The sequence below is a fragment of the Cryobacterium sp. TMT2-17-1 genome (assembly GCF_004402765.1).
Lineage (GTDB): Bacteria > Actinomycetota > Actinomycetes > Actinomycetales > Microbacteriaceae > Cryobacterium > Cryobacterium sandaracinum.
Map to the genome: position 1 here is coordinate 150,845 of NZ_SOGC01000046.1, position 25,901 is coordinate 176,745.

General features: G+C 67.9%; 22 protein-coding genes. 9 read left to right on the top strand and 13 right to left on the bottom strand.

Annotated features, from left to right (window positions below):
- Positions 1 to 163: 163 nt before the first annotated feature.
- A complete protein-coding gene (locus E3O47_RS13875; RefSeq protein WP_134420932.1) occupies positions 164 to 1,339 on the top strand; it encodes an exonuclease SbcCD subunit D in 1,176 nt (391 codons plus the stop codon).
- Positions 1,336 to 4,347, top strand: a complete 3,012-nt coding sequence (locus tag E3O47_RS13880; RefSeq protein WP_134420934.1) for an AAA family ATPase — start codon at positions 1,336 to 1,338, stop codon at positions 4,345 to 4,347. The genes E3O47_RS13875 and E3O47_RS13880 overlap by 4 nt, the downstream gene beginning before the upstream one ends.
- 36 nt (positions 4,348 to 4,383) lie before the next feature.
- On the opposite strand, the gene E3O47_RS13885 is transcribed toward E3O47_RS13880, so the two are convergent.
- Positions 4,384 to 5,160 (bottom strand): HNH endonuclease family protein, encoded by a 777-nt coding sequence (locus E3O47_RS13885; RefSeq protein WP_104099136.1) that lies wholly within the window; start codon positions 5,158 to 5,160, stop codon positions 4,384 to 4,386.
- A gap of 49 nt (positions 5,161 to 5,209) precedes the next feature.
- Between E3O47_RS13885 and E3O47_RS13890 the strand changes: the two genes are divergently transcribed.
- Entirely contained in the window at positions 5,210 to 5,572 is a 363-nt protein-coding gene (locus tag E3O47_RS13890; RefSeq protein ID WP_104193930.1) for a DUF2834 domain-containing protein, read from the top strand.
- Between the two features lie 118 nt (positions 5,573 to 5,690).
- On the opposite strand, the gene E3O47_RS16830 is transcribed toward E3O47_RS13890, so the two are convergent.
- Positions 5,691 to 6,146 (bottom strand): cupin domain-containing protein, encoded by a 456-nt coding sequence (locus tag E3O47_RS16830; RefSeq protein WP_134420936.1) that lies wholly within the window; start codon positions 6,144 to 6,146, stop codon positions 5,691 to 5,693.
- A 232-nt stretch (positions 6,147 to 6,378) separates the two neighbouring features.
- Here E3O47_RS16830 and E3O47_RS13900 point away from each other — a divergent pair, with 232 nt between their 5' ends.
- Together E3O47_RS13900 and E3O47_RS13905 are read left to right on the top strand one after the other, a co-directional pair.
- The gene (locus tag E3O47_RS13900) at positions 6,379 to 7,470 is read left to right on the top strand and encodes a TerC family protein (protein WP_104099665.1); all 1,092 of its coding nucleotides are present in this window, start codon (positions 6,379 to 6,381) and stop codon (positions 7,468 to 7,470) included.
- Positions 7,467 to 7,823 (top strand): winged helix-turn-helix domain-containing protein, encoded by a 357-nt coding sequence (locus E3O47_RS13905; protein ID WP_134420938.1) that lies wholly within the window; start codon positions 7,467 to 7,469, stop codon positions 7,821 to 7,823. Before E3O47_RS13900 ends, E3O47_RS13905 begins: the two co-directional genes overlap by 4 nt.
- A 13-nt stretch (positions 7,824 to 7,836) precedes the next feature.
- On the opposite strand, the gene E3O47_RS13910 is transcribed toward E3O47_RS13905, so the two are convergent.
- Positions 7,837 to 8,529, bottom strand: a complete 693-nt coding sequence (locus E3O47_RS13910; RefSeq protein ID WP_134375084.1) for a Pr6Pr family membrane protein — start codon at positions 8,527 to 8,529, stop codon at positions 7,837 to 7,839.
- 168 nt (positions 8,530 to 8,697) lie between these two features.
- On the opposite strand from E3O47_RS13910, the gene E3O47_RS13915 reads away from it, so the two are divergent.
- Positions 8,698 to 9,726, top strand: coding sequence for a TerC/Alx family metal homeostasis membrane protein (locus tag E3O47_RS13915; protein ID WP_104099663.1), 1,029 nt, complete (start codon positions 8,698 to 8,700; stop codon positions 9,724 to 9,726).
- Between the two features lie 60 nt (positions 9,727 to 9,786).
- Here E3O47_RS13915 and E3O47_RS13920 read toward each other — a convergent pair whose 3' ends face one another.
- From E3O47_RS13920 to E3O47_RS13930, 3 genes are read right to left on the bottom strand one after another with little or no spacing between them, the layout of a single operon-like run.
- On the bottom strand, positions 9,787 to 10,602 hold the full coding sequence (locus tag E3O47_RS13920) for an amino acid ABC transporter ATP-binding protein (RefSeq protein WP_134342010.1): 816 nt from the start codon (positions 10,600 to 10,602) through the stop codon (positions 9,787 to 9,789).
- Complete coding sequence (locus E3O47_RS13925) at positions 10,589 to 11,257, bottom strand: amino acid ABC transporter permease (RefSeq protein ID WP_104099661.1); 669 nt, start codon at positions 11,255 to 11,257, stop codon at positions 10,589 to 10,591. Before E3O47_RS13925 ends, E3O47_RS13920 begins: the two co-directional genes overlap by 14 nt.
- A 12-nt stretch (positions 11,258 to 11,269) precedes the next feature.
- Positions 11,270 to 12,082, bottom strand: coding sequence for an amino acid ABC transporter substrate-binding protein (locus E3O47_RS13930; RefSeq protein WP_134420940.1), 813 nt, complete (start codon positions 12,080 to 12,082; stop codon positions 11,270 to 11,272).
- A 258-nt stretch (positions 12,083 to 12,340) separates the two neighbouring features.
- On the opposite strand from E3O47_RS13930, the gene E3O47_RS13935 reads away from it, so the two are divergent.
- Positions 12,341 to 13,351 (top strand): ADP-ribosylglycohydrolase family protein, encoded by a 1,011-nt coding sequence (locus E3O47_RS13935; protein WP_134342012.1) that lies wholly within the window; start codon positions 12,341 to 12,343, stop codon positions 13,349 to 13,351.
- A 32-nt stretch (positions 13,352 to 13,383) separates the two neighbouring features.
- On the opposite strand, the gene E3O47_RS13940 is transcribed toward E3O47_RS13935, so the two are convergent.
- Positions 13,384 to 15,549 (bottom strand): DEAD/DEAH box helicase, encoded by a 2,166-nt coding sequence (locus tag E3O47_RS13940; RefSeq protein WP_134375079.1) that lies wholly within the window; start codon positions 15,547 to 15,549, stop codon positions 13,384 to 13,386.
- A gap of 135 nt (positions 15,550 to 15,684) precedes the next feature.
- Complete coding sequence (locus tag E3O47_RS13945) at positions 15,685 to 16,164, bottom strand: PPOX class F420-dependent oxidoreductase (protein WP_134420942.1); 480 nt, start codon at positions 16,162 to 16,164, stop codon at positions 15,685 to 15,687.
- An 81-nt stretch (positions 16,165 to 16,245) separates the two neighbouring features.
- Between E3O47_RS13945 and E3O47_RS13950 the strand changes: the two genes are divergently transcribed.
- The gene (locus E3O47_RS13950) at positions 16,246 to 16,968 is read left to right on the top strand and encodes a hypothetical protein (RefSeq protein WP_104099656.1); all 723 of its coding nucleotides are present in this window, start codon (positions 16,246 to 16,248) and stop codon (positions 16,966 to 16,968) included.
- A 60-nt stretch (positions 16,969 to 17,028) separates the two neighbouring features.
- On the opposite strand, the gene E3O47_RS13955 is transcribed toward E3O47_RS13950, so the two are convergent.
- From E3O47_RS13955 to E3O47_RS13970, 4 genes are read right to left on the bottom strand one after another with little or no spacing between them, the layout of a single operon-like run.
- Positions 17,029 to 17,820 carry a DUF6671 family protein gene (locus tag E3O47_RS13955; RefSeq protein WP_134420944.1) on the bottom strand — a complete coding sequence of 264 codons (792 nt, stop codon included), beginning with the start codon at positions 17,818 to 17,820 and terminating at the stop codon, positions 17,029 to 17,031.
- Between the two features lie 47 nt (positions 17,821 to 17,867).
- Positions 17,868 to 18,185, bottom strand: a complete 318-nt coding sequence (locus E3O47_RS13960; RefSeq protein WP_104099654.1) for a DUF190 domain-containing protein — start codon at positions 18,183 to 18,185, stop codon at positions 17,868 to 17,870.
- Positions 18,182 to 20,665: a DUF2309 domain-containing protein gene (locus E3O47_RS13965; RefSeq protein WP_134420946.1), complete on the bottom strand. Its 2,484-nt coding sequence runs from the start codon at positions 20,663 to 20,665 to the stop codon at positions 18,182 to 18,184. The genes E3O47_RS13960 and E3O47_RS13965 overlap by 4 nt, the downstream gene beginning before the upstream one ends.
- Complete coding sequence (locus E3O47_RS13970; RefSeq protein WP_134420948.1) at positions 20,662 to 22,188, bottom strand: proton-conducting transporter membrane subunit; 1,527 nt, start codon at positions 22,186 to 22,188, stop codon at positions 20,662 to 20,664. The genes E3O47_RS13965 and E3O47_RS13970 overlap by 4 nt, the downstream gene beginning before the upstream one ends.
- Positions 22,189 to 22,294: 106 nt before the next feature.
- On the opposite strand from E3O47_RS13970, the gene E3O47_RS13975 reads away from it, so the two are divergent.
- Positions 22,295 to 22,603: a winged helix-turn-helix domain-containing protein gene (locus E3O47_RS13975; protein WP_104099651.1), complete on the top strand. Its 309-nt coding sequence runs from the start codon at positions 22,295 to 22,297 to the stop codon at positions 22,601 to 22,603.
- 28 nt (positions 22,604 to 22,631) lie between these two features.
- Here E3O47_RS13975 and E3O47_RS13980 read toward each other — a convergent pair whose 3' ends face one another.
- Positions 22,632 to 25,820, bottom strand: a complete 3,189-nt coding sequence (locus tag E3O47_RS13980; protein WP_134420950.1) for a beta-phosphoglucomutase family hydrolase — start codon at positions 25,818 to 25,820, stop codon at positions 22,632 to 22,634.
- Positions 25,821 to 25,901: the final 81 nt, after the last annotated feature.

Genomic DNA, 25,901 nt, shown 5'->3' on the forward strand with positions numbered 1-25,901 from the left:
CCGAAACCACGAATTTGTAGAATACAAAAACTTTACCTGTGTTTGTTTTTGTTTGTCAAGAAAAACAAAGACAAACAAAGAACCCTCTGCGCGGTGCTGCCCGGTGCTGCCCGGCGCCGCCGGGTGCCGCCGGGTGTCGGCCGTCGGCGATAGCGTGAGCATCATGAAGATCCTGCACACTTCCGACTGGCACATCGGGCGAACCTTCCACACCCATTCGACCCTGGATGCCCTGCATCAGGTGCTGGATGCGCTGGTGGAGGTGGTGCGGCAGCGCCGGATCGACGTGGTGGCGGTGGCCGGCGACATCTTCGACTCGGCCATGCCGTCGGCCGAGAGCTACACGCTGCTCGCGGCGGTGCTGCGGGAAATCAAGCAGGCAGGGGCCACGGTGGTGATGACCAGCGGCAACCACGACTCCGCCACCCGCCTCGGCTTCCAGGCGGAGTGGGCCGCACTCGCGGGCGTCCATGTGCTGACCCGGCCGGAGCAGTTCCTCGAACCGGTCACCGTGCCGGACGAGCACGGGCCAGTGCACTTCTATGGCATCCCCTACCTGGAGCCGGCGCTGGTCCGGCACCTCAGCGTTTTTCACGGGCCGGCAGGCGAACCGCTCAAGACCCACGAGCAGGTGCTCACCGTCGTGATGCAGCGCATCCGCGATGACCTGGCCGTGCGCGGCGGGCGATCGGTGGTGCTCAGCCACTGCTTCGCGGCGGGAGTGCCCGCGGCCGCGGCGACCGATACCGTGCGGGACATCACCGCGGGCGGCCTCGATCTGGTGCCCGTGTCGGTCTTCACAGGACTGGACTACGTCGCCCTCGGCCACATCCACGGGCGGGCCCACCTCACCGACCGCGTGCGCTACTCGGGAGCACCACTGCACTACTCCTTCTCGGAGGCCGGCAAACCGCGGGGCTGCTGGCTGGTCGAGCTCCAGGCCGGCCCTGCCGCCGACATCGAATGGATCGAGCTTCCGGTCCCGCGGCGACTCAGCGTGCTCACCGGCGAGATCGAACAGCTCCTGACCGATGACGCCTTGGCCGAGTTCGAGCCCGACTGGGTGTCGGCAATCCTGACCGACCAGGTGCGTCCCCTCGACGGCATCCGGCGCCTGCAGAAACGATTCCCGCACTGCGTCACGCTCGAGCACCGGCCCGCTGTCGTCGTCGACTCGGATGCCGTCAGCTACGGTGAGCGCATCGACCGCCAGAGTGACCGCGAGATTGTCGCCGGGTTCCTCGAGTTCGTGCGCAACGGGGTCGGCCAATCCGATTTCGAACGAGACCTGGTGGCGGAACTCCTCACCGAGGGTGACCTGAGGGAGCTGAGCCGATGAAGATCAAACGCCTGCGGATCGCCGGATTCGGCCCCTACAAGAACGAACAGGTGATCGACTTCGAGCGCTTCGATGCCGATGGAATCTTCCTGATCACCGGCAAGACCGGGGCCGGCAAGTCCAGCATCCTCGACGCCGTCTGCTTCGCCCTCTACGGCAGCGTGCCGCGCTATGAGGGAACGGAGTCCCAGCTGCGCAGTGACCACTGCGAACCGGATGACCCTACTTTCGTGGAGCTGGAATTCGCACTGCACGAGAACGACTACCGCATCTACCGCACACCCAGGTACGAGAAGAACAAGAAGCGTGGCCCGGGTACGACCATGTCACCGCCCGACGCGCGCCTCGACATCCGTGACCTGCACGACGACCGGGACACCCCTGAGGGCTGGCGCAGCGTGGCGACCCGTCCGGTCGACGTCGGGCACGAGCTCAGCCGCATCCTGCCGCTCAAGCAGGACCAGTTTCTGCAGGTGATCCTGCTGGCCCAGAACCGGTTCCAGCGGTTCCTGCTGGCCAAGACCGATGACCGGCGAGGGGTGCTGCGCACCCTCTTCGGCACCGCCCGGTTCGAGCAGCTCGAACTCGGGCTGATCAGCCGGCGCAAGTCGCTCGATGATGGGCTGGAATCCGTGCGCCAGCGCCTGGCCGGTCTGGCGGCCACCGCGTCCCGGCACTTGCAGCGCGAAGACCTGCCCGGCGACGACTCCGATGACGCGCCCGGCAGTCGCGACCGGGCCTGGTTCGACGCCGCCCTGGCGGAGCTGGACGAGCTGCTGGCCGAGGCGTCGGCGGGGGCCGAACGGGCCACGTCGGCGCTGGAGTTGGCCGCCGCCGACGTGCAGGCCCAGGAAGACCTGCGCAGCCAGCAGGACCGCCGCAACGAAGCCCACTCGGCCCTGGCCGTTCTCGAGGCCCGGCAGGTGACGGTCGCCCTCGACCGGGCGGCCGTGCTGGCCGCGAACCGGGCGTCCCGCGTGTGGCCGGCGCTCCGCACGCGTCGGGAGGCGGAGGAAGCGCTCGAACGTGCCCTGGTCGGCGAATCGTACGCGCACGGCGCCTGGCGTGAGTACCAGGACGACCCAGGTCTGGTGGAAACGACTGAGAGCCTCAAGGCCGTCATCGAGAATCTCCTGGGCCGGCTCGGATCGTTGAAGGACGTTCTCGACGTCGAACGGCTGCTGCCCGGCATCGAGGCCAAGATTGTGACGCTGCAGGAGGAGCTCGCCCTGCACGTGGCATCCGTCGAGCAGACCCAGGCGCTCCTGGACGAGCTGCCGGACCGGATGGATGACGTCGACGAGGCCCTGGCGGCGGCCGCGCTGGCGGCGGCAAGCGAGCCCGAGGCGCGCGCCCAGGCGGAGCGGCTGCGGGCGGCCGAGGGCGCGGCCGGCCAGGTGCGGCGTCTCGACGCGGAGCTGGAGGTGGCGCACCGGGCCGACGCGGTCGCCGCCGGCGAGAACGCGGCGGCGGCGGTGCGCTACCAGACCCTTGTGGACCGGCGGCTGGCCGGCCACGCCGTCGAGTTGGCCTCGCACCTCGTGCCGGGGGAGCCGTGCGAGGTGTGCGGCTCGACCGCGCATCCGGCTCCCGCCACCGGCGACGAAGAACCGGTCACCGAAGCCGACATCGTGGCGGCACGGGCATGCCTGAAGCAGGCGCAGACCCGACTCGATCAGACGCACGCCGCCGCAGGCACCGTGGCCACCGACCTGGCCGAGGCCCGGGCCCGGGCCGGGGAGCGCACCATCGACGAAATCGTCGCCGAAATGGCCGCGTCCGAGGTGGCCCTCGCCGCGGCCGTGAACGCGGGCGTGCGGGCGGCAGCGCTCGGCCTCGACAAGAGCCGGCTGCGGGCCGAACTCGACGAGGCCGGCCGTGCCCTGGCAGGCCTCTGCTCCGCCCGCGATGAGGCGGCCGTGCAGCTTGCCGAGCGCCGCAGCGCCCGACAGGCCATCGACGACCGAGTGTCCGCCCAGCGCGGCGACTTCGCCTCGGTGGGCCACCGGGTCGATCGGCTGCGGGCAGAGCTGGCCTCCGCGCGGGCCCTCGGCGAGGCCCTCGACCACAGCCGTGAGCGCCGGAGCCTGCGGAACGCCGCCGGCGCATCCGTTCAGGCTCAGCTGGACCGCGAAGGTTTCGTCGACGAGCAGGACGTGGCCGCCGCCCACCAGAACGACGCCGACGTGCGGCAGCTGGAAGAGCTGATCCGCGGCCACGACGATTCGCGCGCGGCGGCGCGCTCGGTGCTGGCTGAACCGGCACTCACGGGTCTTCCCGCCGGCCTGACCGACGTCGGTCCGGCCCGGGAAACCCTGGTGACGGCGGCGGCGGAACGGGATGCGGCGCTGGCCGAACGCGGCTCCCTGGGGGAGCGGGTGGCCGTCATGACCGGCCTGGTCACGGATGCCCGCGTGCACTTCGACGCCGGCGCGGAGCTTCTGTCCACGCAGACGCAGGTTAGGGAGTTGGCGGCGGCCGTGCACGGCGACGAACCCAACACGAAACGGATGCGCCTGGAGACCTACGTTCTCGCCGCGCAGCTCGAGCAGATCATTGCAGCGGCCAACAACCGGCTACGCACCATGACCGGGGGCCGCTACACCCTCGAACACGACGACTCGGTGCAGTTCCGTGGTGGCCAGTCCGGGCTCGGGCTGATGATCCGGGACGCGCACACCGGGCGGGCCCGCCCCACCCAGTCGCTCTCCGGCGGCGAGACGTTCCTGGCGTCATTGGCCCTCGCCCTCGGGCTGGCGGAAATCGTGTCGAACCAGGCCGGCGGCATCGCCCTCGACACCCTGTTCGTCGACGAGGGCTTCGGGTCCCTCGACGGCGCCACCCTGGAAACCGCGATGAGCACCCTGGACGGTCTCCGCGCCGGCGGCCGCACCATCGGTCTGATCAGCCATGTCGACTCCATGAAGGAGCAGATCCCGGCCAAGCTGGTCATCACCGTCACCGACCAGGGCTTCAGCGAGATCGACGAGGTCCTCGTGTCGGTGTAGCCGGGCTGTGCCGGTTCGTGCTGTGCCGGCGCGGGACTAGTCCAGACCGGGCGTGGCCGAGTAGGCAGGCTGGCCGGGGCAGGTCGCGAGCACGCGCACCATGGCGTCGTGCTCGGCCGGGGCCACCCATAGGCCGTAGGTGGCCTTCACGGAGATCTGGCGGGCCACATATTCGCAGCGGAACGACTTCTCCGCGGGTAGCCAGGTGGCGGCGTCCCCGTCGCCCTTCTGCGAGTTGGAGACACCGTCGGAGGCCAGCAGGTTCAGCGGGTCGTTGGCCAGGGCGATCCGCTCTTCCCGGGTCAGTTGTGCGGCGCCGGTTTGCCAGGCGTTCGACAAAGCGACCAGATGGTCGATCTGCACGAGCATCGAGGTGGTCTCGCCGCGCTCGAACGACACCGATTCGCCCGTGTACGGCGCCAGCAGCTGGCCGCTCAAGACCCGGCAGGACGCGTCGGTCACGATCGCGGCCAGGTCGCGGGCCAGGATATCGTTGCGGGTGTCGCAGCCGTTGTCGTCCACGTCGCGCCAGGCGGAGCCGAACTCGCCGGTGCGGTCGTAGCCGGTCTTCGCGGCCTTGCCCTTGACCGGCAGGGTGGCGAGCAGGTCGGCCGCGTCGCCGGTCACCGGGGCCGCGGCCGTGGATCCGACCGGGAAGGGAACGGATGTCTCGCCCGGTGTGACGCCGGGCACGCCGACCACGATCGCCCAGACCAAAGCCAGGAGCGGCAGGACCACCATCAGGGCGGTGACGGGCCGTCGCCTGGAACGCCGGCTGCGGGTTGACGCAGGCTTGCGAGATGCGTGTGGCATGGTGCTCCCAGGGTCGGCTTTCGACCCTACCGGGCGGCAATAATGACGTATGACCAAAAACTGGACCCCGCTCGCCGCCGTCTACCTGGCGCTCAGCCTCGGCGGCCTCGTGGGCACCTGGACCTTCAACCTGCTGGCGATCGTGCAGCTACGCGACTTCGTCGGTGACTGGGTGAACAGCGGTCCGGCGGTGTCGTCACTGACCGTTGACCTGCTGGTGGTGGCGGTGGCCGGCAGCATCCTGATCATCGTCGAGGCCAGGCGGATCGGGATGAAGCGGGGTTGGCTCTACGTGGTGCTCTCGGGTCTGACAGCCTTCGCCTTCACCTTCCCGCTTTTCCTCGCAATGCGGGAACGCACGCTGCAGGCGCAGCGGGTGCGGCCGGCGCCTGCCGGAGCCCGGACCCGCTAGGCGCCAGCCAGGCGGTCTCGAACCAATTCGACGGAGATTTTGCTCAAAACCGGCCCCAAACATCCGTTTCAGCCCGAAATGCTCAAAATCTCCGTCGAATTCGTTAGGCCGCACTCAGCTAGCTGGTGTCGGCGGACCGCGCCCTCGTCGAGGGGCGCTTTGCCGCCGGCTTGCGTGGTGTCTTCGCGGCGGGCTTGGCGGCCGTCTTCGACGTCGGCTTTGCCGTAGCCTGCGTGGCGGACGGCTTCGCCTGGCGTGAATTCTGCTTCGGCTTCGGCTCCGTGAGCCGCAGCACCTTGCCGCCCGTGTTGAGCACATTGTGCCGCGCGCCGGCCGGCACGACCATGGCGGAGTTCTTCCTGATCTTCGTCTTGGTGCCGTCGATCCAGATCTCGCCCTTGCCCTTCTCCACCCGAAAGTACTGGTTTCGATCCGGGTGCACCTCTTCCCCGATGTCCTCGCCCGGCTCCAGCGCCATCACGACCAGCTGCAGCCCCCGGGCGGTGTACAGCACCTGGCGGAAATTCGAGTTGCGGATGGCCGCGTCCTCGATTTTGTCGACAAAACCCGTCATGGGATCCTCCGTTGTTCCAGTGCGCGGTAGTCGCGGCGGCGGAAGTGCTCAACCGCCGCAGTCAACCCCGCTGTTTGCGCCAAAGGGTGAAGTATGCTTCACTTGTTTTCGGAGGGGAGTAATCCCCAGCGTGTGGTCGTCATTACGGTTCCGTCATCGGAGCCCGGCCACAGGGACCCGATCCGGGTTGGACCAGACCTCCAGTCGAAGCAGTGACTGGAAGGCATTCCCCATGGACGTTCCCCTCTACGCCTGGCTGGCGGTGTTCGGCATCATCGCCGTCATGCTCGCCGTCGACCTGTTCGCCCATCGCAAGGCCCATGTGATCGGAGTGCGCGAAGCCGCGATCTGGTCCGTGATCTGGGTGCTCATCGGCATCTCCTTCGGCGTCGTGATCTGGGTGACGGCCGGGGCCGAGTTCGGGCAGCAGTACTACGCGGGCTACCTGATCGAGAAGTCCCTCGCGGTCGACAACGTCTTCGTCTGGGCGATCATCTTCGCCGCTTTCGCGGTGCCGCGCCAGTACCAGCACCGGGTGCTGTTCCTCGGCGTTCTCGGTGCGCTCGTGCTGCGCGGCATCTTCATCGCCGCGGGCGCCGTGTTGATCGAGAACTTCTCCTGGATTCTCTACGTGTTCGCTGCGTTCCTGATCTTCACGGGCTACCGCATGATCCGCACCCGCAACGAGCACGCGCACCCCGAGAAATCCCAAGTGTTGCGCCTCTTCCGCCGCTTCATCCCGATGACCGAGACGTTCCACGGCCAGCGCTTACTCGTGCGCAAGAACGGCATTCTGCTCGCCACACCGCTGCTGGCGGTTCTCGTGCTCGTCGAGGTGACGGATGTCGTGTTCGCCGTGGACTCCATCCCGGCCATCTTCGCGGTCACCAGTGAACCGTTCATCGTCTTCACCGCCAACGCCTTTGCAATCCTCGGCCTCCGGGCGATGTACTTCCTGCTCGCCGACCTCATGCACCGATTCGTCTACCTGAAGATTGGTCTCTCGCTGGTGCTGATCTGGGTGGGCGTCAAGATGCTGCTGCTCGACGTCTTCTACATCCCGACGACCGTTTCCCTATCTGTGATCGCGCTGATCATCGCGGTGTCGGTCATGCTCAGCCTCCGGGCCACGCGGGGCCAGGGGCGGCGCGAGTTCGAGGCCGCTCCCGTCGGCTCGTTCCGCGAGGCCACCCCTGAGGAACTCGCCCAGATGGAGCCGGTCTGGCGCCGATCGGCCCGCACGCCCGAGCAGAAGGCACAGAATGCCGAGCAGAAGGCCGAACAGAAGGCTGAGCAGAAGAAGGTGAACGAGACCCTCCGATGACCGAGATGCTGCCCGAACCGCCGCCCGTTCCGCCGCCTGGACCGACGGATGCCCCCGGCAAGCCGTGGACGTTCCTCACCCACCACGCGCACCTGCTCCTGGCTATCGCGGGGAACCCCGATGCGCGGGTGCAGGAGCTCGCCGACACGGTAGGGGTGTCAACCCGGGCGGCGCTGAGCATCATGGCGGACCTGGTCACGGCCGGCTACATCCGCCGCGAACGGGTGGGGCGGCGCAATCACTACAGCATCGAGCGGAACCGGCCGTTCCGGCATCCGTCGACCGCGGCGCACAGCGTCGACGAGATGATCGCCGCGTTCAGCACATTCGCGCCGCCAACGCGATCGATCTGACCGCGACAGCGGATCAGGCCACAGGTTCGGTCGTCAAAACCTGTGGCCGGAGGCGGCTCGCGGCGATTGCGGCCGCGGCGAGACCGGTGATGAAGGTCGCGATGCCGAGCACGTAGAAGATCACGGTCACGTAGCCGCCCGGCTGGGCCGGTTCGAGGAAGGGATAGGTGTAGAAGCCGGTCAGGGTGCCCCGCACCACGGCGTAAGTCACCCAAGCCAGCGGGTAGATCAGGGCAACACCGAGGCGCTTCCAGGCCAGGGCCGGGCGCCCGGGCGAGAGGATCCAGTCCAGCGCGATGAAGATCGGCGCCCAGACGTGCAACACCTCGTTGGGCCAGCCGACACCGATGAAGCCATCGGAGACGACGTTGCGCAGCAGCGCGTTGTAGACGACCCCGGTGACGACCGCGTAGGTGAGTACCGACATTCGCACCCCGGTGAGGAGTTGGGAATCCGTGCTTCGACGAAGGGCGAGGGAACCTCCCACGAGCAGCACGACCACGTTCATCAGGCTCGACTGGATGGTGAAGTAGCCGAAATACTCGGTCGCCACGAAGGCGTCGTTCCAGAGCTGGTCGGTGATCTGCGTAATGATGCTCGCGAGGAGCAGCAGTCCCATGCCGATCCGCAGCAGACCGGAAAGCTGCCGGAAGGTGGAGGGCGATGCTGAGTCGGAGCCCACCGGAGAGATCGCTGTTGAAGTCACTGGAAAAGAATAGTGCGGACGAGCTGGGGATTTAGCAGGGCAGGCCGCTTGCCCGGAAGGGGGACAGCAGCAGAGGCAGGATACTGTTGACGTTCATGCTTATTTGGTTCCTCTTATGAGTAGGCTCACGCTGAAATTCTCGCTGAGGACACGACAGGAAGGTCACAGTTGCTGGAAGTAACTGCGCTCCGCTGGACGCTCACCATCGCCGTCATTCTGGGTCTGCTCGCGTTGGACCTGGGTTTGGCCATCGCCCGGCCGCACGTCGTCAAGTTTCGGGAGGCCGCACTCTCGTCGGTGCTGTACATCGCGGTCGCGATCCTGTTCGGTCTCGTTTTCGCGGCGCAGGTGGGCTGGGGGTTCGGCGCGGAATACTTCGCCGGGTACATCGTTGAGAAGAGCCTGTCCATCGACAACCTCTTCGTCTTCGTGATCATCATGTCGACCTTCGCGGTCCCGGAAAAATACCAGCAGAAAGTTCTCATCTTCGGGATCCTCCTGGCACTCATTCTGCGGGCGATCTTCATTGCACTGGGTTCCGCCCTGCTTTCGCTGTTCTCATTCATGTTCCTGATCTTCGGTCTGGTGCTGATCTTCACAGCCGTACAGCTCTTCCGGCACCGTAACGTCGACCCTGACGTGCAAGACAACGTACTGGTCCGGGTGGCCCGTCGGGGCCTGACCGTTACCGACGACTATGTCGACGGTCGAATGTTCACGCGGAGCGCCGGCCGCCGCGCGGTGACACCGCTGTTTATCGTGCTGATAGCGATCGGCAGCACCGATCTCCTGTTCGCACTCGATTCGATCCCGGCGATCTTCGGAATCACCGATGAGGCGTACATCGTCTTCACCGCCAACGCCTTCGCGCTGCTCGGGCTCCGTGCGCTCTTCTTCCTCGTCAAGGGGCTCCTCGACCGGCTGGTCTACCTGTCGACCGGCCTGTCCCTCATCCTGGCCTTCATCGGTGTGAAACTCGTTCTGCATTGGGCACACGGCCTTGATGGCCGAGTGCCGGAGATCAGCACGAATCTCAGCCTGATCGTCATCGGTGTGGTCTTGACCGTGACCACGGTCGCCAGCCTGATCAAGACACGCCAGGATCCCACGGTGCGAGCTCATGCCGGCTCACTCCGGGCAGCGGATCATTCCGAGACTGAACCAGCGGATCAGCCCGACTCCGGGCACAAGAGTTGACGGACAGGTGAGGGGCTGAGCCGCTGCCCGGCGAGGTCGGCCCCACGCCTGGATGTGCACCTAGAAGGGGAACAGCAGCCGGTGCAGGAACTGCCGGGTGCGTTCCTCCTTCGGGTGGCGCAGCAGCTGATTCGGGTCGCCATGCTCGACGATCCGGCCACCGTCGACGAAGGCCACCTCGGTGGCTACCTCGCGCGCGAATTCGAGTTCGTGGGTCACGATCACCATGCTCCAGCCCTCCACCGCCAGTTCCTTGATCAGGCGCAGAACATCGCCCACGAGTTCCGGGTCGAGGGATGACGTGGGCTCGTCGAAGAGCAGCAGCTGCGGGCGCAGGGCGAGCGCGCGCACGATGCCCACACGCTGCTGCTGGCCGCCGGAGAGTTCGAACGGGTAGCTGTCCTTCTTGGCGCTGAGGCCCACGCGGTCGAGCAACGCGAGCGCCTCCGCTTCGACCTCCGCCTTCGGGCGGCGCTGCACCACCACGGGCCCCTCCAGCACGTTCTCCAGTACGGTCTTGTGCGGGAACAGGTTGTAGTGCTGGAAGACCATGGCCGACCGGTCGCGCAGAGCCGCACGCTGACTCTTCCCCGGAATGGCTGCGAAGTCGACCGACAGTTCGTCGGCCACGTCGATCGTTCCGCCGTCGGCCAGTTCCAGGCCGTTCAGGCAGCGCAGGATGGTGGTCTTGCCGGAACCGGAGGGTCCGATCAGGGCGAGCACGTGGCCGCGACCCACCGTCAGCTCGATGGATTGCAACACCTGGTTGGCGCCGAAACTCTTCTGGAGCCCGCGCACGCGGAGCAGGGCGTCGGAGGTCGCCGCGGCATCCGGGGCCGTCGGTTCGGTCGGATCAATCGGATCAGTGGGGGACATAGCGGTCCAATCGCTTCTCGAGAACGCTCTGCACCGAGGACAGGCCCAGGCAGATCACCCAGTAGACCAGGGCGGCTTCGAGGTAGAGCAGCATGAATTCCTGGCTGAAGGCGGCCACCTGCTGTGCTTCGCGGAACAGCTCCGTGACCAGGATCAGCGAGGCGAGGGAGGTGTCCTTGACCAGGCTGATGAAGGTGTTCGACAGGGGCGGAACCGAGACACGGGCGGCCTGCGGCAGGATGATCCGGGTCAGCGCGCGACGGTGCGACATGCCGATCATGTAGGCCGCCTCCCATTGTCCCTTGGGCACCGAGAGGATGGCAGCCCGAATCACTTCGGCGGCGTAGCCGCCGACGTTGAGCGAGAACGCCATCACAGCGCTCGGCCACGGATCGATCAGGATGCCCAGCGACGGCAGGCCGTAGAAGATCACGAACAACTGGACCAACAGTGGGGTACCGCGCACGATCGAGATGTAGACCCGGGCGATGCCGGACACCCACCGGCGCCGGGAGAGGCGCATCAACGCCAGCCCGAGCGCGAGCGCCAGACCGATCGTGAACGAGGCGAGCGCCAGCGGGATGGTGCCGAGAATCGCCCCCTGCACGATGGGACCGAGCGAGGTCCAGAACAGGTCCCAGGCGGATTGGTTCATGGCTGGACGGGGTTACTGGGAAACGTCGGACCCGAAGTACTTCTCCGAGATCGACGTCAGGGTGCCGGCGGCGGCGAGCTTCTCGAGGGCCGCGTCGACGGCGTCCGTCAGCTCCGTGCTTCCCTTGACGAAAGCGAACGAGGTTGCGGACTTTTCGTCGGTGTTCGCGGCGACCTTGAGCCCGGTGGCGCCGGTCTGCTTCTGGTAGTCGAGGAAGGTAAGGTTGTCGTTCACGGTCGCGTCGACGCGGCCCTGTTCGACCAGGGCGACCGACTGGGCCCAGCCCTCGACGGCCTGCACACGTGCGCCGCTCTCGGTGGCGAGGGTGTTCCAGTTGCTGGTGAGCGACTGGGCGGTGGTCTTGCCGGCCAGGGTCTCGAAGGAGGTGATCGAGGTGTTGTCGCTCTTGACCACGATCACGCCGGTCGAGAACGTGTAGGGGGTCGAGAAGTTGTACTTGGCGACGCGTTCCGGGGTGGCCGTGACCTGGTTGGCGATGACGTCGAAGCGGCCGGCCTCGAGGCCGGCGAAGATGCCGTCCCACTGGGTTTCCTCAAACTTGGCCGTGACTCCGAGCTCGGCTGCGACGGCCTCGATGATCTCGACGTCGTAGCCGGCCAGTGCGCCGGAGCCACCCTCGTGGAAGGTGAACGGGCGGTACGTGCCCTCGGTGCCGATAATGAGCACGCCCGCGTCTATGACGGAGGACAGCGAGGTGTCGGCGCCGGTGGTGGTTGCGTCGTCGGTGTCGGTGCTCGCGGAGCAGCCGGCCAGCGACACGGTGAGCGCTGTGAGTAATACCGCCGACAGGATCTTGAGCTTCATTTTTCTGGCCTAACCGAGGTTGCAGGTGCGTATTCATCGCCGAAAAGCGATGTCTGAAGACTAACAAGGAGTGCGCCCCGGTAAGTATTCCCGTGACGCGCCGCGTCACACACCGGTTAGGCCCCGGTCAATGGCCTTGCCGGGGATTTTGGGCCGGAATAGGCTGCGCTCGACCCGTGCACCCGATGTTCGTTCTCGGATGTGCAGGTACTCCGGTCCTTACCCGACCCGAATCGGCCCGACCCGAAGGAGCCTGCAATGAAGCTGACTGCCGACCAACACGACCGATCAGCAGCGGTGCTGCTGGGCATGGCCTGCGGGGACGCGCTCGGGGCCGGCTACGAGTTTGCCGGGCCGCTACCGGAAACCACCCCGGTCAGCATGCGCGGCGGCGGCGGCTTCCACTGGGTACCCGGCGAGTGGACCGACTACACGGCCATGGCGGTGCCGCTCGCGATCGCCGCGGCGGAGGGCGGGGATCTCAGAGACGACTCGGTCCTCGACATCGTCGTGGCCCAATGGGTGGCCTGGGCGAAATCGGCACCGTACGCGGGCGTGCAGTTGGGGGCGGTGCTCTCGGGCAGCGAGCCGAACGCCGACTCCGTGCGTCGCGGGGCGAGGGAGCAGCATGATCGCAACGGGCGCAGCGCCGGCAACGGATCGCTCCTGAGAACCGCGCCGGTGGCGCTGGCGTTCCTCGGCGATCCGGTCGCCTTGGCCGAGGCCGCGCGCCTGGTCAGCGAGCTGACGCACCGTGAAACCGAGGCAGGCGATGCCTGCGTGCTGTTCGGGCTCGCTTTGCGGCACGCCGTGCTCGAGGGCGAACTCGACATTCGGGTGGGCCTGTCCGCCCTGACGAGCGAGCGCCGCGCGGACTGGTCTACCCGGTTCGACGATGCCGAGCGTGAACGGCCCGCGGATTTCCCGGGTAACGGCTGGGTCGTGCAGACCCTGCAGGCTGCCTGGTCGGCGATCACGTACGCCCGGGGAACGGATGCCGGCCAGGTGCGTCGCGCCATCGAAGTCGCGGCGCGCGGCGGCGGCGACACCGACGCCGTAGCAGGTGTCGCTGGCGCGCTGACCGCCGCCCGCTGGGGGCTGGAAGCTGTGCCAACAACCTGGCGCCACCTGGTGCAGGGCTGGCCGGGGCTGCGCGGCGTTGACCTGGTGCGCCTGTCCATGCAGTCAGCCCACTGCGGAACGGTCGGGGGAGTCCGGGCCGACGAGGTCGGCTTGCAGCGCACGGTCAAGCTGCGCGCGCTGCGTTGACGTCAGGGCGAAAGCTTCAGTTCTCCGGCAGCTCAGGACTTCAACGCCAACGCGAACGGCAGCACGGCCGCCACCCCCTGGCGACGCAGTAGGCGGCCCGCAACCGTGAGCGTCCAGCGGCTGTCGGCGAGGTCATCGACGAGCAGGATCGGTCGGCCCTGCACCGTGTCGAGGGCCGCGGCCAGCTTCGGTCCCACCGCGAAACGGTCCCAGACGTTGGAGAGCCGGTAGGCGCTGTTGCCGCCCGCCGTGCCGGTGGGGCCGCCGTTCACGAGGTCGAGCGAGCCGAGCCAGGGCAGGCGGCCGGCCTCGGCGAACGCCCGAGCCACCGATCCGACCAGCAACGGATGCCGCCGCGAGGGCACGCTCACCACCGCGGCCGGCCGTTCGTCCCAGCCCCACTCCACCAGCACGCGGATGCAGGCCTGGATCAGGGCTGGGCTCGCCGGGGCATCCGTGGACGGCGCGTCGGAGGACTGGGTGGCGAACAGGTCGCGTAGCGGGCCGCCCCAGCCCAGATCGGTGAGGCGGGCGAGGGCGCGGCCGGGCAGCATCCGTTCGCCGGTCGGGATGTTGCCGCGCACGTTCACGCCCAGGCTCGCCACCCCGGTGGGCCACTGCGCGCGCGGCTCGAGAGCCACGCCGACCCGGTCGAGGGCTCGAGCGGCGGCCGAGGTCATCTCGGGCCGCACGTCGCCGGGGAACCAGGCCGTGGTGCAGTTGTCGCAGCGGCCGCAGGCCACCGCGGTGTCGTCGTCGAGCGCGCGCTGCAAGAATTCCATCCGGCAGCCGGTGGTGCGCTCGTAGTCGAGCATCGCCTGCTGCTCGCTCACCCGGGCGGCGGCGATGCGTTCGTAGCGTTCCCGGTCGTAGAACCAGGGCCGGCCGGTGGACACCCAGCCGCCGGTGACGCGGCGCACGGCGCCGTCGACGTCGAGCACCTTCAGCAGCAGCTCGAGCGGGCTGCGCTTGAGGTCGACGCGGGCCTCGAGCGCCGGTGTGGACAGCGGGGCCAATCCGTGCTCCGTGAGCGCCCCGATCACGGCTTCCGCCTTGTGCTGGCTGGGCATCGAGGAGGTGGCGAAGTACTGCCAGATGTCTTCGTCTTCGACTCCGGGCAGCAGCAGCACGTCGGCGTTCTCGGTGGCGCGGCCGGCGCGGCCGACCTGCTGGTAGTAGGCCACGGGGGAGGAGGGGGCACCCAGGTGCAACACGAAGCCGAGGTCGGGCTTGTCGAACCCCATGCCCAGGGCGCTGGTGGCGACGAGGGCCTTGACCTTGTTGCGCTTGAGCATGCCCTCGGACTCTTCCCGCTCCGCGGTGTCGGTCTGCCCGGTATAGGCGCGCACCGGGTGCCCGGCCTCCCGCAGCAGACGTGCGGTGTCTTCCGCCGCCGAGACGGTGAGGGTGTAGATGATGCCGCTACCGGGCAGCTCGTCGATGTGGCTGAGCAGCCAGGCCAGCCGGGTGCGCGAGTCGGGCAGGCGCAGTACGCCGAGGCGCAGGGATGCCCGGGCGAGCGGGCCGCGGATGGTGACCACCTCAGCGCCTGCCACGCCGGTTGCGCCGTTCGCGACCGTCGCGCCGGTCGAGACCAGCTGTGCCGCGACATCCGTCACCACGCGGCTGTTCGCCGTGGCCGTGGTCGCCAGCACCGGCACCCCGGCGGGCATCTGGGCGATCAGGTCGCGCAGGCGCCGATAGTCGGGCCGGAAATCGTGGCCCCAGTCGGAGATGCAGTGGGCCTCGTCGACGACGAGCAGGCCCACCCGGGCGAGGAGCGCGGGGAGCTGCTCGTCGCGGAACTTCGGGTTGTTGAGTCGCTCCGGCGACACCAGCAGCACATCGACCTCGTCGTCGATCAGCTGCTGCTGCACCTCTGCCCACTCGTGCGGGTTGGAGGAGTTGATCGACACGGCGCGCACCCCGGCCCGGGCTGCCGCGGCCACCTGGTCGCGCATCAGGGCGAGCAGCGGCGACACCAGGATGGTGGGGCCGGCTCCCTGGCGGCGCAGCAGCAGCGTGGCGACGAAGTAGACGGCCGACTTGCCCCACCCGGTGCGTTGCACGACCAGGGCCCGTCGGCGCTGGTCGACGAGGGTCTCGATCGCCTCGAACTGTCCCTCGTGGAAGTCGGCGTCGTCACGCCCGACCAGGTTGCGCAGAATCTCGAGGGCGGCGGCGCGGGTGTCGGTCATCCGTCCAGCTTCGCAGATGCTGGTGACAGCGCGCCGGGCGCCAGGCCTCGCGGCGCAGGTTATGGAAGCGGGCGCACGGACGAACGTGCGCCTGCTTCCCCAGGGTGCGCCGCGACGCCGATCCTGCGAGCGCGGCTACAGTGCGTCGAACCGGGCGGCGACGTCGGCCGGGAAGCCGCCCGTGCCGATCGGGCTCCACCGGCTGGGGGTGATGCGGATCAGGGACTTGTCCTGAAGCGCCATCGCCGCCCGGTACTCGGCCCAGTCGGAGTGCTCGCCGGAGATGCAGCGGAAGTACTCGACCAGCCCGTCGCCGGCCTCGGGCATGTGCAGCACCTCGGCGTCGCCGTCGACCTGGATCCAGCCGCCGTCCCAGTCTTCCGAGAGCACCAGTACGGAGGCAAGCACATTTCGCTCCGCGTTGCGGGTTTTCGCCCGGGCAGGATAGGAGGAGATCACGATTCGGCCGGAGGGGTCGACCCCGCCGGTCACGGGCGAGATCTGCGGGCGGCCGTCGGTGCGGGTGGTGGCCAGCAGCATCCGGTGCCTCGGGCGCACGAAAGCGAGCATCTCGGCGAGGTCGACTGTGGTGGTGGTTGCAATGTCTCTGGCCATGATCCAAGGCTACGGCAGAGCGGATGCCCGACACGATCGGTCGCATCAGGCTCCGCGGCCACACCTCGCTATGCTCGCACCGTGAAGGTCGTCCAGGAACTCGAAACACGCATGCACCCCGACTCCGTCGCCGGGTTCCGCCTGGTGCTCGCGGAGGCACGGGTGACCGACTCCATTCTGCTGCCGGTGCGGGCGATGGAGCGCATGGTGGCGCCCGTGCAGTGGATGCTGCGCCGCGTCGGTGAGCACGGTATCCGTCTGACCCAGGCCGGCTACCTCCCGCCCGCGGTGGTCGTGGAAGCCTCGACCCAGCTCGACTGGGGCTGGCCCGTCACGGCCAGCCGGGAGAGCCACTTCCTGCCTCTGCTGGAGTTGCGCGCACACCTGCGCAGCGTGGGCCTGCTCCGAGTGAGCAAGGGGATGCTGCTGCAGACCAGTCGCGGCCGGGCGCTCGTCGAGGCGCCGCGCGATCTGTGGTGGCATCTGGCCAGAACCGCGCACCAGAGCCGCGACCCGGCCGAGTCCGACGCCACCAGGCTGCTGCTCCTACTCATCGCGCGGCGGGGTTTTGACGAGGCCGAGCTGTTCAAACAGCTGCTGGCCCTCAGTTTGGAGACCATCGGTTGGGTGCGGGCCGACGGTGCCCCGCTCTCCAGTGACGCGGCGTTCAACCTGGTGCTGCCGAAGTGGCGCTTGCTGCGCCGACTCGGTGTGTTCGATGCCGGCACCAGCAGTTACACGCGCTGGATCGTCACGCCCGGTGGGGCCGCGTTCGCCCGGGCGGCCCTGCAGTCCGAGGTCTGAGGCGCGCCGCGGACCACCATGCATGAGGCCGACGGGGAGCACGAATAACGCCTGACCTCGCTACGGGTTGCAATAGTCGCACCATTGCGGGTCGGCGGTGGCCTGGCCACGCGGTATCCGGGTCCTGTGGGTACAGCGTCCGCAGCCGTGGAGGTCCGCGGCGATCAATGCGGTCGCTGATCTACAGTCGGAACAGGGAACGCCGCGTTCGATGTCTACCTGACCGAACCCAGGTGCTTGACACAGGGAGCAGGGTGTAGCGAGGCGACGAGCCATCTGATAACTCAGCCTGCGAATCGTCTCTGCCCGCGCTGGCGATTTGTGCGCTCGGTAGTCCGGCAGAATCGTGACGGTGGACTGGTCCGTCAGAAGCATGTCGACGGTTTCCTCGAGGTCGCTGAGTTGCGTGAAGTTCTTGTAGACAGTCAGGTGATTATCGTTTGTGCTCTGCACGATCACTCCCTGTTCGGGGAATCCCGCGGCTGACGCGAACGCGAGAGCGCTGTCGGCGTTGTCGACGCGTCTGCCTCCAGGCAGCGCGGAGATATTCACGGCGCCCTCGACGAGTTCCAACCCCAGGGTTTTGTCGATGAACAGGAGAATCTCCGTGTTTTCAACGAGAGGACCGAATCCGGAGCTGAAGCTGCCTTCGGAGGCAAGTCCAAGAGTGGTGTCGGCGATCTGCATACCCAGTCGCGCTTTGGCGCGGGCTGCCGAGCGGGGGCTGAGGGTGCGTGGGATATCGCCGGCGAAGGTCCCGAACTGGTCAGTGTTCAGGCCCCCCGCAGCGCTGACTGTCGCGCCGAGAATGTCGCGGAATGCCTGTTGGGCGAGGTGCTCCTTGCCGTGCATGGTGGCGAAGGTGATCAGGCGCCCAGCATAGTAGGCGTGGGAGGAAGTCATTGGAAGTAGTCGGGCCTTGAGACGTAGGTCTCGGCGACGAACATGACGCCGCTGGAGGTGTTCAGCAGCTCGCGCACGGCGTTGATGAGTTCGTCGGCTTTGTCGGGGGGCAACACGGTGATGAGCATGGTGAGGGTGTCGTACTCGTTGAAGAGCAGGGATCCAGAGTGTTGTCCGTGGTGTCCGATGCCGGAGACACCGGAGACGGAGGTGTACCCGGTGGCGCCGGCGGAGGAAACCAGCTCGCGGATGGCGGGGGCGTCGCGCGCAGGCACGACGATCTCCAGTCGGGTCATCTTGGTGAGATTGTTCATGTGTGTGGTCCTTCCATCGGGGTGGCAGTGGCGGCGGGAGTAGCGGTTGCGGTCGCTGTGAAGCCGTAGGCGGTATAGCGGTGCCAGAGGGCAGCGGGGTGATCTCGTGCGGTGAGGGTGATCCAGTCATTGTCGAAAAGATCTCGCAGGACTTGGTTGCGCGAGATGATCTCTCCGATGCGGGCCAGCGGTGCTTCGACAACGACGGTGAGGCGCATCGGCTCATGGAACAGCTCCGTGCCCAGACCCACGGATTGCCACGGCAGGCCGCGGCGGAGGTCGCCGCTGTGGCCCGAGATCACGCCGAGTGTGCCGATGGCGTTGTGGATGGTTTTCGTTCCTGCGCCGAGAGTGTCGGGGTTCAGGGCTGTGAAGTAGTACTGGTGGTTGATCCACTGCGCCACGACGAGGGGGGCGGTCATGATCGTCTCCAGGGCGGCCCCGGTGGGATCCAGTTCGGTGCGGTAGGAGTGCAGGAACACCCGCCGGCCCAAATCAACGTTCCTGGTTATATCGCGGGGTCCGATGATCATGGTGGCGTTTCCCGCCAACCCGAGCTCTGGATACACCTCAGCCCAGTCGTGGGCACGTCCGCGCAGTCGTGCCGGGGAATGCCGGGGTGATGCTCCCGGTAGGTGCCGGGCGCGTTCGGTCACCAATTTGTCCGCCGCGGTGCGCTGAAGCTGCTCGAAGCGGTCTGCCGAACTCGTGTGGCTGTCGGGGATCAGGTGGCGGTCGAGCACGGTGACCATGTCGCTGACGGTGTTGTGTTCGGCGGCCACGAAGAACGTGTCGAAGGGAATCGGCAGCCCGCGGTCGGCGAGCAGCAGTCGCACCTCTGGGTCGTTGAAGATGGCGGCGGCGGCGCGGGCGTTGGCGTGCCCCGGATTACCGCCGCACGCGCCGCAGTCCAGTGCGGACTGGTAGAGGTTGTTCTCCGATTCGGAGCCGTGACCTGCCAAAACGACCAGCGGGGCGAACTGGGACAGGCCCATCATCCGCAAGGCCGTTTCGGCCAACGTGGCTCGCTCGTCCAGCGTGAACGCGTCCGCGATCGTCACGTCACTGCGCAGGTCCCGGGGCGAGAGGGAGAGGGCGCGCACGATCCGTGCGTGGATGCGCGGGGTGAGGGTGCGCAGGATGCTGATGCCGCCGTAGAACCATCCTGCCGTTTCCGCGAACGCGAACGGTGTCGCCGCTGTCGAGTCCGCCGTATGCACGGCATGCCGCAGGGCGTCTCGGAATTTTCCAGCGGCAACGACTCTGTGTGCTTGTTCGTGGTCGACGGGGATCTCGGTGATGTGGTGGCGCGCGCTCAGCAGTGCCGGGAGCGAGTCGATTGCTCCGCGCGCCTGGTAGCGGGCGAACCGGATGGGGACGCCGAAGAAGCCGGCGAAACCGAACGTCTCGACGGAGGAGCTTTCTTCGAGGTGGCGGCGCAACCCCTCGGACCGGGGGTCGATGCACATCACCAACTGCACGTTGCGGCCGTCCCGGGTCTCGACGGTGGAGCGGAGTGCCCCGATCAGGGCGGTGCGGTAGTTCAGTTCGTAGGCTTTCTGCCAGGTGTACCGCTGGTCGGTTATCGGATGGGTGGACAGAACCCGAGCGACCGCGGCGACGTCCTCGCGGCTCGGCCGTGCGGCGGTAAGCGCCTGCGCAACCCGTTCGGCCCGCAACCAGAACGGTGCCGAGGTCAGCGTGGTGTGGTCGCGCTGTGCCGTCTGTGTTGTCTGGTCGGCTGCTGGGGTAATTCCGAGCGCAACCTGGACCGTGAATCGGACGGCCAGGTACGAGGTCAGGTCGATGTCGCCGACCTTCTCGGCCCGCCATTTGATGTGCCCGACCCACCCGGGCAGGTGCCCGAGTGCGGTCCGAAGGGCACGTGGGACGTCGGCCGCCGTGATGCCGAGGCGTTGCAGGGCGTGCGCCAGCGCCGCGTCCGGTTCGGGCAAAAGTGTGGTGAGGGTGCGCCGAACCGTGCGGGGGAGGGACGGATCGAGGCAGGCCAGGGTTCGCCAGGCCCGGTAGAACCCGTCGGCATGGTGTGGCATGGGCCACGCCGGGTCCGGACACAGATAGCCGGCAACCCAGACGGCCAGGTATTCATCGAGCCACGTCAGCTCCGCCACCGCAACCGGTTCGGGGGCAGGTGCGGCTGCGACCAGGCGCATATCGAGTTCGGCAACCCGGACCGCGGACACGGCTGCGGTGCCGATCCGCAAGCGTCGGTCGGCCAGCTGGGGGATACGTTCGAGGAGTGCTGCGTCGATGTCATCACGGGTGATTCGACCGCGCTGATAGTCAGCCAGGTAGGCGCTCCCGGGGCGGGTGGTTGCCGCCTCCGCGGTTGTTTCGGTTTCGAATGGGTAAGATTCGCGGCCGGCCAGCGGGTTCACGGCGATGAAGGAGTCCAACGGCCAGGCCGGAACGATGTCGTGGGCGGCGGCAGCGACCTGCGCGCGTAGGATCAGACTCACAGGGGTGCTCCAGTTCTGATGGGGTTACGGGGCAGGGAGGCGGCAAGTGCGGACGTGTAGACACGATCGCGCAGCCAGACCGCACCGGTGCTGCTTCGAGCCAGCAGCTCGACGGCGATCAGGCCGACCGCGGGCAGAACGAGCAGCCAGCCAGGGGCCCCCTGGACCGGCACCCCGGGTTGCAGTGCTCCCGTGAACAGGTGCAGGAAGGCTACGTAGCCGATTCCGACGGCCGCCGTCACCGTGGTGCCGACCACCATCGTGCGGATCGAGAAGTGGGTTGCCAGTGCCACGGCCAGGGTGACGCCGGCGGTCAGGGCGACGAACGCCAACAGGCCGATGCTGGAGGGCGACACGGCGGGGGAGAGCACCAGTTTGGCTGCCACGAGTACGGCAACCGTTACGGTCACGGAGATGGCCACCGCGAGGCCCGCCACCAGGCGCGACGGGGCTGTGCGGGTGGGAAGGTCGCGGTCGGTGGCGTGCTGTCGCACTCCGGTTCCCGCGCCGAGGAAGAGTGTCGATTTGTACAGGGAGTGGGCAACCAGGTGGAAGATTGCAGCCGCGAACAGGCCCAACCCGCAGGCCATGATCATGAACCCCATCTGCGCCATCGTGGAGAATACCAGTCGGCCCTTCACGTCCGGGCGTGCCAGGCGCACCGCCGACGCGAACACCAGGGTGGCCGCGCCCACCACGCAGACGACGATCATCACGGACCGGTGAGGGGCGATCGCCGGCGCGAACCGCAGAAGCAGGATGGCGCCCGCGTTGACCACCCCGGCATGCAACAGCGCAGAGACCGGTGTCGGGGCGCCGAGAGTGAACGGCAACCAGCCCTGGAATGGGATCTGGCTGGATCGGGCCAGGGCGGCGAGGACCAACATTACCGCGAGGGTGAGCTGGGCCGGCGCGCTCAGGCCGGACGCACCGGCGCCGAGCTGATCGAAGGACACGTCCCCGCCGGCACCAACGAGCAGCACTGCCACCGCGAGGAGGAACGCGGTGTCGGCGGCACCAAAGCGAACCGCGGTGCGCCACACACCCTCCCGCGCCTGTGCCAGCGGCCAGTAGGTGGCCAGAAGCAGCACAAGTGCGGCGCCGGCGCCGACCCAGGCGCACGCGAACAGGGCCACGGACCCTGCACACACCATCAGCACGGTGAACCCGGTGAGCGGGTTCGCGGTCACCACGAACCAGACCTGACGAGGATCCCCGCGCAGGTAGCGCACGGCGAACCCCTGAATGAGGGAGGACAGCCCCAGAACGAGCATCGACATGATCAGTGCCAGGGCATCGAGTTGCAGGCTTGTCTCCCCGAAGCCCACCTGGATTGAACCCGTCCACAGGGTCGACACGGCAATGGCGACGGCTGCCGTAAAGACGAACCCCAGACCGACGACCGCCGCGGCAATGCGAGCGACCAGATCACCGCTCCGGCCGAGACGCCCGGCGATCGCTGAGGCGAGCACGGCAACCCACGGCCCCGCCAGGACCATTGCCACCGTCGCATTCTCGTTCAAAGCTGCTCCTTCTCTCACGATTCATAAAACACGAAAAACATAGCACGCATCGAGTGTCGGGATTCACGTGTGAGGAAACAATGGTCAGTTGGGTGAGAATAGGAGAATGGCGCAGTGGACGTTTTTAACCAATCACGCGCACGTGCTGTTGTGCGTGGCGGAGAACCCGAATGTGCGATTGCGCGACGTCGCGGCCCAGGTGGGCATCACGGAGAGGGCGGCTCAACGCATCGTCACCGAACTCGAAGACGCCGGTTATCTCGAGCGCGAACGGGAGGGACGGCGCAACATCTATCGCCTCAACACGGGAATGCCGCTTCGCCACCCTCTGGATCGTGGCCACCGCATCGGGGAATTGCTGGCCGCCTTCGCCAACCCCGAGGCTGCCCCGAGCGGCCTTGGCCCACAGGGATAGTGGTTTCAGGAGTCCGGGACAACCGACGCTAACCGAGCGGGAAATCGCGGGTCTCGCCGGGCGCAAGCACGGCCTCTTTGCCCTCGACCCGTACCCGGATCGGAGCGGCGCCGCCTGCCCGCAGCTGCAGGCGCACGTTGCCGGGAGTCAGCTTCAGCCGGATCGGCTGTTCCCGGTAGTTGATGGCGAAGGTGACCTCCGCGAGCTCCTTCGGCAGCACGGGATGCAGCCAGAGCATGTTCTCCCGGATCTCCAGCCCGGTGTAGCAGCGCACGACCATGTCGATCGATCCGGCCATCGCGCCGAGGTGGATGCCCTCGTGGGTGGAGCCGCCGAGGATGTCGCCAAGGTCGCTGTCGAGGGCCCGGGTCAGATAGTCCCACGACCGTTCCCGGTCGCGCCGGGCGTCCAGCCAGGAGTGCACCACGTTGCTGAGCGTGGAGCCGTGCGTGGAGCGTGCCGAGTAGAACTCGACCGTTCGCACAATCGCCTCCGGCGGCAGTTCGTAGCCCATGGTCTCAAGCAGTTCGCGCAGCTCCTCGGCGGAGAGCAGGTAGAGCAGCATGAGCACATCGGCCTGCTTGGAGAGCCGGTAGTTGTTCGTGCTGTCGCCCTCAGCGTTGAGGATCAAGTCGAGGCGGGCGATCGAGGGATACCGGGCCCGGTAGGCGTCCCAGTCGAACTCGGGCAGGCCCTCGTAGCCCTCGAACTGGCTGATCACGCCGTCGGCGTGGAACGGCACCCGCAGCCGCAGGCTGATCCGGGCCCACTGGTCGACCTCGTCCGGCCGCAGTCGCAGCCGGTTCCAGAGGGGCCCGCAGTACCGGTTCTGCAACAGAGCCACGGTGTCGACCGCGCGGTGCAGTACCCACGCGGTCATCACGTTCGTGTACGCGTTGTTGCGGAGGCCGTGGCCCGACGCCCCGGGGTAACCGTCGTGGAACTCGTCCGGCCCCATCACCCCGTCAATGTCGTAGCGGTCGTCCACCTCGTCGTAGCGGGCCAGGCTGGCGAAGAAACGAGCCACTTCGAGCAGCATTTCGGCACCCTGCTGAATCAGGAATTCGGTGTTGCCGGTGGACTGGTAATACTCCCAGACGCTGTAGGCCACGGCGAGGCCCACATGTCGCTGGTTCTGGGAATTGTCGGGCATCCACTGCTGGTTCAGCGGGTTGAAGAGGTTCGTCGGGGTCTCCTCACGCCCGTCGATGCCGCTCTGCCAGGGGAACATCGCGCCCTCGCGGCCGATGCCCCGTGCGGCCGCGCGGGCCTCGCCCAGGCGCCGGTACCGGTAGCCGAGCAGGGCGCGGCTCAGGTCGGGGCGGCGCAGGGTGAGAATCGGGTAGACGAACAGCTCGTCCCAGAAGACGTGCCCGCGGTACCCCTCGCCGTGCAGCCCTCGGGCCGGCATGCTCGCGTCGAGGTCGGCGTCGACGGCCGCCACCGTCTGCAGCACGTGGAAGGTGTTCAGGTTGAGCGCGAGCGACTGGTGATCGCTCGCGCGCATGCCCACCGCGAACTCGTCCCAGAGCACCTGCCAGGCCCGTTCGTGCGCCTCCAACAGGTCCGCCGGGTGCGGCAGGCGCCGCAACCAGATGGCCACCGCCCGGGCCGGCGAGGCGATGGCCCGGTCGCGGGAGGTGGTGACGACGACCGTCTTCTCCACCCTGACCGGATGCCCCGGCTCCAGATCCAGGGTGAACTCGTGCGCCACCCAGCCGGCGTCGTCGGTGAGCAGGTGCCGCGGGGGCTCGACCGGCTGCTCGTCCCTCCGCACCCGGGTGCGGGCCGCCAGGGCGATGTGGATGCCGGACTGCGTGGTCTCCATCTCGAGCAGCACGGTCTCGGCGTCGATTTGCGTGCCGGTGTGGGGAATCAGGTGAGCGTTGGTGAGAAGCCGGTCGGCGGCAACATTGCGGTTGAAGACCCGGCCCTCGAGGGCCGAGCGCACGGTCACCGGGCCGGTCCAGTCCTCCGCCTCGAACGTGGTGTCGAGCACGGCCACATGCGGGGCGGCCTGGGACACGAACCGCCGGGAGGTCACCCGGGTGGTGCGCCCCGCCTCGTCGCGCAAACGGATGACCCGGGTCAGCACGCCGCGCCGCAGGTCCAGCTCCTGCAGATAGGTGACCAGCTCGGTGTGGCCGACGTCGAACCAGTCCCCGTCGGCCACCCTGAATCCCAGCGGCAGCCAGTTGGGGGCGTTGACCAGGTGCTCGTCTTCGACGGTGCGCTCGCCGAGGGTCGTCTGCACCCGGTTGTAGACGCCGGCGAGGTAGGTTCCGGGGTAGTGCACGCCGTCGTCGGTGGACTCGGCCGCCGCGCCGCGAGTGCCCCAGTAGCCGTTTCCGAGTGTGCAGAGCGCCTCCCGCAGCCCCTCGGTCGCGGGGTCATAGCCGATGTAGCGCAGCAACCACGGGTCGCTGCCGGTCTCGCCTCCGGCCCAGCCGCGGTTCTTCCCGGTCAGAGCGGGGTCCAGGCCGGCCAGGTCCAGGTCGGCGAGGTCGGTGAGCACGAGATCGGCGCCGGCCGAGCGCAGCCGGCTGTCGCCCGTACGCTCCATGCCGATGACCAGGGCGAATCCGCCGCGCGCCGCGGCCTGCACCCCGGCCTCGGAGTCTTCGACGACCACTGTGCGGTCCGGCGTCACGTGCAGTCGCCGGGCCGCCTCGAGGAACAGGGCCGGGTCGGGTTTGCCGGCCAGGCGCATCCGCACGGCGTCGGTGCCGTCGACCGTGACGTCGAATAGGCCCGTAAGGCGCGCCGCGGTCAGCACGGCGGCGCTGTTGCGGCTCGCTGTCACGAGGGCCACCGGCAGCCCCTGCTCTTTCAACCGGCGCAGCAGCTCCAGCGTGCCGGGGAACGCCTGCACGCCGCCGACGGCGAGCTCGCGGGTGAACAGCTCCTGCTTGCGGCCGGCGAGAGCGTCGATGGTCGCCCGGCCATGCGTCGGTTCGATCCCGCGCGAGGCCAGGAACGCACGGATGCCGTCCTCCCGCGCCCGCCCGTCGACGTACCGCCGGTAGTCGCTCTCGATTTCGAACGAAGGCACCGGCGACTTCGTCAGCCCCGGCAGTGCCTCGTCGAACAGGGCCTTCCACGCCCGGGCGTGCACGGCGGCCGTGTCGGTGACCACGCCGTCGAGGTCGAAGATCACGGCGTCGAAGGCGGCGCGGGCCGGGTGCGGCGGCTGGCTCGGCTGGTTCGGCTGGTTCATGGGCGCTCCTCTGGGCCGTGAATGCCTGGCCGTGACTGCTCGGCCCTGAATGTGGACATAGTACGCAGGGTGGTTGGATAT

Excerpts from the sequence above, each read along its gene's own strand:
- E3O47_RS13905 (WP_134420938.1), top strand. The coding sequence starts at position 7,467 with ATGACCGAGATGCTGCCCGAACCGCCGCCCGTTCCGCCGCCTGGACCG.
- E3O47_RS13900 (WP_104099665.1), top strand. The coding sequence starts at position 6,379 with ATGGACGTTCCCCTCTACGCCTGGCTGGCGGTGTTCGGCATCATCGCC.
- E3O47_RS13960 (WP_104099654.1), bottom strand. The coding sequence starts at position 18,185 with ATGAACAATCTCACCAAGATGACCCGACTGGAGATCGTCGTGCCTGCG.
- E3O47_RS13925 (WP_104099661.1), bottom strand. The coding sequence starts at position 11,257 with ATGAACCAATCCGCCTGGGACCTGTTCTGGACCTCGCTCGGTCCCATC.
- E3O47_RS13930 (WP_134420940.1), bottom strand. The coding sequence starts at position 12,082 with ATGAAGCTCAAGATCCTGTCGGCGGTATTACTCACAGCGCTCACCGTG.
- E3O47_RS13935 (WP_134342012.1), top strand. The coding sequence starts at position 12,341 with ATGAAGCTGACTGCCGACCAACACGACCGATCAGCAGCGGTGCTGCTG.
- E3O47_RS13885 (WP_104099136.1), bottom strand. The coding sequence starts at position 5,160 with ATGCCACACGCATCTCGCAAGCCTGCGTCAACCCGCAGCCGGCGTTCC.
- E3O47_RS13875 (WP_134420932.1), top strand. The coding sequence starts at position 164 with ATGAAGATCCTGCACACTTCCGACTGGCACATCGGGCGAACCTTCCAC.
- E3O47_RS13980 (WP_134420950.1), bottom strand. The coding sequence starts at position 25,820 with ATGAACCAGCCGAACCAGCCGAGCCAGCCGCCGCACCCGGCCCGCGCC.
- E3O47_RS13975 (WP_104099651.1), top strand. The coding sequence starts at position 22,295 with ATGGCGCAGTGGACGTTTTTAACCAATCACGCGCACGTGCTGTTGTGC.
- E3O47_RS13955 (WP_134420944.1), bottom strand. The coding sequence starts at position 17,820 with ATGCACGGCAAGGAGCACCTCGCCCAACAGGCATTCCGCGACATTCTC.
- E3O47_RS13940 (WP_134375079.1), bottom strand. The coding sequence starts at position 15,549 with ATGACCGACACCCGCGCCGCCGCCCTCGAGATTCTGCGCAACCTGGTC.
- E3O47_RS16830 (WP_134420936.1), bottom strand. The coding sequence starts at position 6,146 with ATGACGGGTTTTGTCGACAAAATCGAGGACGCGGCCATCCGCAACTCG.
- E3O47_RS13890 (WP_104193930.1), top strand. The coding sequence starts at position 5,210 with ATGACCAAAAACTGGACCCCGCTCGCCGCCGTCTACCTGGCGCTCAGC.
- E3O47_RS13945 (WP_134420942.1), bottom strand. The coding sequence starts at position 16,164 with ATGGCCAGAGACATTGCAACCACCACCACAGTCGACCTCGCCGAGATG.
- E3O47_RS13880 (WP_134420934.1), top strand. The coding sequence starts at position 1,336 with ATGAAGATCAAACGCCTGCGGATCGCCGGATTCGGCCCCTACAAGAAC.
- E3O47_RS13920 (WP_134342010.1), bottom strand. The coding sequence starts at position 10,602 with ATGTCCCCCACTGATCCGATTGATCCGACCGAACCGACGGCCCCGGAT.